This window comes from Corallococcus llansteffanensis, from assembly GCF_003612055.1.
Classification (GTDB): Bacteria; Myxococcota; Myxococcia; order Myxococcales; family Myxococcaceae; genus Corallococcus; species Corallococcus llansteffanensis.
This window is the reverse complement of record NZ_RAWB01000520.1, coordinates 1-7,077: the sequence shown is the minus strand read 5'-3', so window position 1 is coordinate 7,077 and position 7,077 is coordinate 1. Positions and strand designations below refer to the sequence as shown.

Here is a 7,077-nt window from a genome sequence, read left to right as displayed (position 1 = left end):
GGCGGGGGCGGTGACGCCGACGAACGTGACGAAGGTGGCGCGGGTGACGGGCGCGACGCCCGCGGGGGAGCTGCTGCCCAACCCGAACCAGACGCACTCCAACTACGAGGTCTACGGCACGGACCTGGGCATCGTCTGGGACAAGGGCGGCAACGAGGTGTTCGTCCTCTTCGGGGACACCTTCGGCGCGGGCTGGTGCGGCAACGGCGGGTGCGGCGGTGGGTGGCGCAGCAACGTGCTGGCGCGCTCGGCGGACACCACGCTGTCCAACGGGCTCACCTTCACCACGATGATCCAGGACGCTCCCCGGCACGCGAAGGAGATCCTGCCGTCGCGCAAGGTGGACAACGACGAGATGACCGTCATCCCCACCGCGGGCGTCACCGTGGGCGCGCGGCACTACATCCACTACATGTCCGTGAGGCACTGGGGGGACCCGGGGCAGTGGATCACCAATCACGCGGGCATCGCGTACTCGGATGACAACGGGCAGAACTGGGTGAAGCACGCCACCGCCCGTTGGGTGAACAACGCCTCGTGGACGAACCCGTTCCAGATGGCGGCCCTCGTGAAGAACGGTGGGTTCGTCTACCTGTACGGGACGCCCAACGGCCGCTTCGGCAACGTGCACCTGGCGCGGGTGCCGGAGGGCGCGCTGCTGGACATCAATGCTTACCGCTACTGGGACGGCAACGGCTGGTCCACGTCCCAGGCGGCGGCGCGGCCGGTGGTCATCGGCATCGCGGGGGAGCTGTCCGTCGCCTACAACGCGGCGCTGGGCCGCTTCCTGATGACGTACCTCAACGAGCACCGTCAGGCCGTCGTCCTGCGCGACGCGGGCACGCCGACGGGGCCGTGGAGCGGGGAGAAGCTGCTGGCCACCGGCGCGGCCTTCCCCGGCATCTACAACGCGTTCATCCACCCGTGGGGCAACACCGCCAGCGAGCTGTACTTCATCAGCTCGCAGTGGACGCCCTACAACACGTTCCTCCTGCGCGCGTCGCTCACCGCCGACACGCAGGGGGACAACCTCTTGTCCGAGCCGGGCTTCGAGACGCAGGCGGCGACGCCGGTGATGGCGCCCTGGTACCTCGCGGGCGGAGGCGGCATCGACCGGGCGGTGGGCCAGGCCCGCACCGGGCAGGACAACGGCTTCGTGCGCGGGAGCAGCGGCTGGAATGCGCTCAAGCAGAGCGTTGTCGTGCGGCCCTACACGGACTACACGCTGAAGGGCTGGCTGCGCACGTCGCCCAACAACGCGGCGGGCTACTTCGGCGCGCGCGCGGCGGGCAACGGCCCCGTCCTGGGCGAGGCGCCCTTCGGCGCGCTGGGGGCGTGGACGGAGCGCGCCGTCACGTTCAACTCCGGCGCCAACACCGTGGTGGAGGTCTACGGCGGCGTGTGGGCGGACAGCGGCGACACCTGGGCGCAGCTGGATGACGTGAGCCTCACCCGGGGCGCGAACCTGGTGGCGCAGGGCGGCTTCGAGCAGCAGCCGTCCGGCACCGCCACCTCGCCCTGGTACGCGCACGGCGGCGCGGGCATCGACCGGGGGCTGGGCTTCGCGCGCACGGGCGCGAACAACGCGTGGGTGCGCAACTCGAGCGGGTGGAACGCCATCGTGCAGGAGGTCGCGGTGACGCCAGGCACGCGCTACACGCTGACGGGCTGGGTGAAGACGTCCGCGAACCAGAACGACGGCTACTTCGGCGCGCGGGCGCTGAACGCCGGCCCCATCCTCAACGAGACGCACCTCACGCAGCCCCTGGGCAACTACACGCTCTTGAGCGTCACGTTCGACTCCGGCGCGAACCACGCCGTGGAGGTGTACGCCGGGACGTGGGCGAACGCGGGCGACACCTGGCTGCAGGTGGATGACGTCGCGGTGACGCGCAACTGAGTCAGGGCTCGGCGGGGAACAGCGCGCGCAGCTCCCGGAGCGTGCGGGGGCTCGCGCCCCGGGGGCCGGTGACCCAGATGCGCTCCGGCTCCAGCGCCAGCTCGCGCCACGACACCGCGCCCCCGTCGGGCAGCAGCACCTCGCCATCCAGGCGCACCACCGAGTGGCGGCGCGACACCGCCTCCAGCCCGAAGAGCAGCCGCTCCACGTCGGACCAGCGCGCGGGGGCGAACAGCAGGTCCACGTCCGACATCGGCCGCAGGAAGGTCACGCCGGAGCGGTGCTGCCAGGCCAGCGAGCCGAACACCCGCACCGTGAGGTCCAGCGCGGCGCCCAGGGCGACGACGTCCTCCAGCGCGGAGCGCCACGCCTCGGGCGCCGTGGGGCGCGTCTCATTCAGCGTGGGAGGCGGCAGCCAGCGCTCCACCGCGGGAAGGCCCACGTGCAGCGCGAGGTGACGGCGGTCGGGCAGGGTGAGGCCCAGTCGCAGCTCGTCGTCCCGGTCCGGAAGGTCCTGGCGGGCGACGGCGAAGGGCCGGCCGTGCTCCCGCCACTCCGTCACCTGCCGGTGGACGTCCGGGCCTGGCGTGGAGCGCAGGTGCTGGGCCCAGTCCGCGCCCAGGTACACCCAGTCGTGCCGCGCCGGACGTTCAGCCGGCATCGAGGCCAGTCCCCTCTGTCCGGGTGGAACCCGGGCGTCCTTCCGCGACGCGGGACGTTGCGGCCCTCGGGGCTCGCGCAGGCGGAAGGAGGGGCAGGAGCACTGGCGACATCCGTGACGGATTCATTACCCGGATTCACGCCCCGGGTGGGGTCCAACCTGCACGCGTCGACGCGAGAGAGGTCGGGGAAGCCGCCGCTCCACACATCTCCCCGGAAATCCGGGTGGGAGGTCCTGCGCACGGCAGGGCTGTTCCCACGGCGGGGGCGAACCCCCACCGCGTGAAGCCTGCAACCTCCGGCACCGGGAGCTTCATCCCGGCACGCGGCGGTCCGCTGGGGCGCGAGTTCAGCGGGGCTGCTGGACGACGGGGCGCGCGGCGCTGACGTGCTGCCGCCGCATGTCGATGAGGATGTCGTAGTTGCGCGGCTCCGGGGCGACGGGGCCGGCGGCGAAGCGGTAGAGGCCGCTGACGTCAGGCTCGCGGGGAAAGCGCTCCTTCACGAGCGCCTTGAGCATCTCCTTCGCCACCCACTCGGAGTCCACGGACACGGAGCCGAACTCGTCCAGGTAGCGGAACGGGGCGGAGGAGTCCGTCTGCTTCGCGGTGAGGACGAAGACGCGCGGCTTCCAGGCCGGCACGACGAGGCTCGCGCCCTCCTCCATCAGCGCCAGCTCCCGGCCCTGGGGCAGCGCGAACAGCTCCAGGGACTGCTCGTGCGCGAGCAGCGCGCTGAAGCCCACGAACCCGGTGAGCAGCAGCGTGGCCAGGCGCGGCCCGTGCCGGGGCCAGACGGTGCCCAGGTTCACGAGCGACGCGGCGAAGAAGACGGCCCACACGCCGGTGAGCGCGTTGAGCGTGCGGTAGGTGGGCCAGCGCTCCCCGGCGAGGAAGCTGACCGAGTACGCCGCGGCCGACAGCGTCACCAGCGCCAAGAGCCAGCGCCCCACGCCGATGAGCCCCGAGCGGCGCCCCTCCACGGCGACGCCCACGCCCAGCAGCGTCAGCGTCAGCACCACCATGGACCAGTAGCCGTCCATGTCGCCGCCCAGCGTCTCGTTGAGCGCGGACAGGGCGAGCGCGTTGGGGAACACGTGCGTGAGCGCCCAGAGCGTCTTGTCCACCCAGTGCTTCTCGAAGACGATCCGCGTGGACGGCGTGAAGAGGCCCGTGGCGAACGTCACCTTGGTGATGAGGTACGCGAGCACCAGCCCCAGGCCCATCACCCACAGGTGCTTCGCCATCCAGCGCGCGGTGTCCTTGAGCGACGTGTCACGCCGCACCACCAGCGCCGCCGCGAGCAGCACCGCGTAGAACAGCCCGCTCACCTGGTAGATGAGCGTCGCGGCGGACATGGCCCCCACGGCGGCCAGCGCCCAGCGCCCCGGATGCGACGCGGGCGCCTCCGGCCGGCCGATGGCGCGACGGGCGAGCGCGAACGCCAGGAGCCCCAGCATCAGCGCCACCGCCTGCGGCCAGCAGATGCCCCAGTTGGCGATGACCTGCGCGGACGGCGTCAGCGTCAGGAACCCCGCCAGCAGCGCCGCTGACGTGGGGCGCCAGCCCTCCTTGCGCAGCATCAGGAAGACCGCCGCCGCGAGCACGCCCAGCCCCGCGACGCCCAGCAGGCGCAGCCCCGTCAGCCCGTCGATGCCTCCCGCCGCGCGCGCGGACGCCTCCAGCATCCAGCCGTAGAGCGGACGGCCCTGCGACGCGCAGACGCGCAGGATCTTCCCCGGCTCCTCGCGCGCCTCGCGGAGGATGGCGTAGTCGTCGCGCAGGCCATACCGGTGGATGACCGCGCTCCAGTAGATGGGGAAGGGGAGCAGGAGCAGCAGCGCCACGGTGCCGGGAACGACCAGCGCGCGGGGCGTGGGACGGGTCATCAACTTGAAGGCCATCGAGATTGACGCACTGTAGCAGAACCCACCCCACGACTCTCGCTGGAACCGCGACACGACAAGGTTCCAGCCACGGTGAGAAACGCGGAGTTCCAAGGACCTTCACGGAGCGACGTCGGGGTCGGCGTCGGCGTGCTCCGGGGCCTCTCCGAACTCCGGGCCTCGGGGCTGGCGGACCACGTTGAGCACGGGCCGCGCGTCGGAGAGCGAAGCGGTGAAGAGCGAGGGCTGTCCGGGATCCGCGAACACCGTGGCGAAGTCCTCCGCGCGAAGCCCGCGCGCGAGCCGGGCCGCGAACGTGTCCTTGAGCAGCCGCACGTAGTACTCGACGTCGTAGTCGCGCGGATCATCGCCGGCCGGGGAGCCGTGAGCGGCGCGGGGCGTGGGCTCGCCGTCCTCGGCATCCGGTTCCGGCAGCAGGCCCGCGCGGCCGCCCGTGGCGCGGTAGACGCGCACGCGCTCGCCCAGGGACCAGTGCTCGCGGCCGTTCGTGAGCAGGGCCTCGTAGGGCAGTTCGCGCCGCTGCTTGCGCGTGGCGAGGTACTGGGCAGGCCCCTTCGTCAGCCGCACCTGGGTCGTCACCTCGAAGGTGGGCACCTGGCGTCTGCGCAGCGCCATCACCGTGTCCACATAGGTGTCGCGCACGGCGCTGACGTTCCCGTTGAGCAGGTGCTGGAGGGCGCGGCGCAGGAAGTCCTCCCCGTACGGCTCCGCGCGGCTGGAGCGGAACGCCACGCCGCGCAGCAGCAGGGGCCCTGAGTAGGGCTGCAGCGCGTAGTTCTTCGGCTCGTGCGACAGCATCGCGGCGTAGCGCCCGTCGAACTCCAGCCGCACGCGGGGCGGCAGCAGGGCCGCGACCTCCGACACCACGCGGCGCTCGTCGACCTCCGTCCAGGTGTCCGGCACCGCGAAGTAGACGCCGTCCGTGTCGGCCTCCAGCAGCGTCACGCCCCGGGCGGCCAATTCGCGGCACAGCAGGCCCAGCACCTCGCGCCCGTGCCGCGTCACCTCGTTGGCGGCGTGCACGTCCGAGAAGCGCGTGAGGCCCACCGCGCCCAGGTAGCCGTAGGCGGAGTTGACGATGAGCTTCATCGCCGCGGAGATCGCCTCGTGCGTGTGGCGCTCCGGGGAGCCGGGCGGGGCCTTCTTCCCCTTCGCCTTCGCGTCCAGCCGCTGATCCACCAGCCGGTCCACCAGCGCGAGCAGCACGTTCAGCCGGTCGCGCTTCGGCCCGATGCGGTACTGGCGCATCAGCGACGGGTAGAGGCTGGCCACGTCCGCCTTGACCACGTGGTGCGCGACGCCGGTGGCGAACAGGTGCAGCGCCGCACCGCTGTGGGACGTGCCGTCGCCGGACTCGTGCGCGGGCAGCGCCGCGCCCGCCCGCAGGTACGCGCGCACCAGCAGCGGATCCAACACGCCGGTGGCCGGGCCCGCGTCCGCCAGCCGCTCGTACCGCCGGGGCGCCATGCGCGCGAGCGCGAACACCGCGCCGCCCAGCAGGTGCGCGAGCCCCGCCGCTTCCGTCACGTCGTCGCGCGCGTAGCGGCGCACCCGCTCCGGGTCCTTGCGGAAGACTTCGTACACGCGCGCGCCGGGGATGAGCTCGCGCTCGGGCCCCGCGAGCCCCAGGTGCCGCGCCACCGCCTTGAGGCCGTGGCCGGGCAGGTCGCGGGCGGAGAAGTCGTGCCGGCGCACGGCGTCCAGCGTGTCGATGAACTCGCGCCCCGGCACGGTGTAGCGCGCGCGGCGCATGGGGTCCGCCTCGCGGCCCCCCGGTCCCCGTCCGAGCGCGGCGCCCCGGGCGGAGGGCCGGTGGCGCAACCCCGGCAGGCCCGCGCGGCCCAGCGCCAGCGGCACGTTCAGCCGCTTCGCGCGCTGGTCCAGGAAGGGCAGGTCGAAGCCGTGCAGGTTGTGGTTCTCCACCACGTCGGGGTCCGCCTCGCGGATGCGCGCCACCAACCGGCGCAGCAGGTCCGCCTCGCCCGCGTCGCCGTCCGCCGTCACCTCCAGCGTCTGGGCGCGGCCCTCGGGGTCCCTCAGCGCGACGAGGAAGATGCGGTCCTTCGCCGGGTCCAGGCCGGTGGTCTCCAGGTCGAACTGGAGCCGGCGCAGGTCGTCGAACACCAAGTCGCGGAAGTACGTGCGCCCGGTGGCGACCAGGTACTGCTCCTCGGGGGGCAGCACCAGCACCTCGTGGGCGCCCAGGTCGCGCAGGTGGCCCACCCGCTGGCCCAGCCGCGCCGACGCGCCCCGGAGCACCGCGGCCCCCAGCGCCCGGCCATCGTCCGCGCTCACCACGTAGCGCAGCGCCCCCGGCCCCTCCAGCTCGCGGAACGTCACCGTGCCCGCCGCGCTTGCCGTGGACGACGGTCCTTCCGGCTGGAGCCCCGCGCCCAGGTGCTCCAGGTCCTGGAGCGACGCGAGCAGCAACCACGGCCGGTAGCGTGCGTCCTCGCGGATCCGCACGGAGGTCCCGGGCTGCCGCTTCCACACGAAGGCGCGTCCGTCAGGCTCCGCCCACACGGACACGATGCCGGGCGTGGGGTCCCATCCCCACAACCACTCCTCCTCCATCGGATGGACCGCGGGTGGGGGGACCATGGGGATGCGC

At 72.9% G+C, this 7,077-nt stretch carries 4 protein-coding genes; 1 reads left to right on the top strand and 3 read right to left on the bottom strand.

Translation table 11 applies throughout. From position 1 onward, the window contains the following. On the top strand, window positions 1-1,900 hold a 1,900-nt coding region (locus D7V93_RS33855), incomplete at its 5' end, for a glycoside hydrolase family 183 protein (protein ID WP_341870980.1). Between the two features lies 1 nt (window position 1,901). On the opposite strand, the gene mdcG is transcribed toward D7V93_RS33855, so the two are convergent. The 3 genes from mdcG to D7V93_RS33840 all read right to left on the bottom strand — a co-directional run bounded on the left by mdcG (window position 1,902) and on the right by D7V93_RS33840 (window position 7,040). Beyond that, window positions 1,902-2,561 (bottom strand): malonate decarboxylase holo-[acyl-carrier-protein] synthase, encoded by a 660-nt coding sequence (mdcG, locus tag D7V93_RS33850; RefSeq protein WP_120647313.1) that lies wholly within the window; start codon window positions 2,559-2,561, stop codon window positions 1,902-1,904. Window positions 2,562-2,909: 348 nt separating this feature from the next. Then, window positions 2,910-4,448 (bottom strand): hypothetical protein, encoded by a 1,539-nt coding sequence (locus D7V93_RS33845; RefSeq protein ID WP_167509529.1) that lies wholly within the window; start codon window positions 4,446-4,448, stop codon window positions 2,910-2,912. A 117-nt stretch (window positions 4,449-4,565) separates the two neighbouring features. Further along, window positions 4,566-7,040, bottom strand: a complete 2,475-nt coding sequence (locus D7V93_RS33840) for a ribonuclease H-like domain-containing protein (protein WP_120647311.1) — start codon at window positions 7,038-7,040, stop codon at window positions 4,566-4,568. Window positions 7,041-7,077 lie beyond the last annotated feature (37 nt).

What these genes read in the sequence shown, in the direction of transcription:
- D7V93_RS33845 (WP_167509529.1), bottom strand. Translation starts at nt 4,448, where the DNA reads ATGACCCGTCCCACGCCCCGCGCGCTGGTCGTTCCCGGCACCGTGGCG.
- mdcG (WP_120647313.1), bottom strand. Translation starts at nt 2,561, where the DNA reads ATGCCGGCTGAACGTCCGGCGCGGCACGACTGGGTGTACCTGGGCGCG.
- D7V93_RS33840 (WP_120647311.1), bottom strand. Translation starts at nt 7,040, where the DNA reads ATGGAGGAGGAGTGGTTGTGGGGATGGGACCCCACGCCCGGCATCGTG.